Raw genomic sequence first — 246 nt, 5'->3', positions numbered from 1 at the left:
CTTGCTGATGTTGTACAACGCCGCCGCCATAGTCAGGTCGCGACTAGCCGCCTCGTCCAAGGCGTACGCCGTACAGTAACAGCGAACTAGCTCAATGATCTGACGGTTGGTCTGCTTAGCCGGCGGCAGCCGCAGGTTGGCCAGCATCGAGAATACTTCAGTTCCGGTGACATAGCTGTGTTTCAGTTCTTCGTAAGCCAGATCGAGCATGTCGGCTGTCTGCTGCAATTCGGCGGTGCGGGCTGC

Annotated in this window: 1 protein-coding gene; it reads right to left on the bottom strand. The window is 57.7% G+C overall.

Features of this window, described 5'->3' with window-relative positions:
• A partial coding sequence (locus tag R0K30_RS23035; RefSeq protein ID WP_410613300.1) for an HD domain-containing phosphohydrolase occupies window positions 1-246 on the bottom strand: 246 nt, incomplete at both ends.

Origin of the sequence: Bacillus sp. SIMBA_154, from assembly GCF_046536015.1 — a bacterium.
Taxonomy (GTDB): domain Bacteria; phylum Bacillota; class Bacilli; order Bacillales; family Bacillaceae; genus Bacillus; species Bacillus pumilus_P.
Note: the sequence above shows the minus strand (reverse complement) of the source record. Positions and strands in the feature narration are given on the sequence as shown.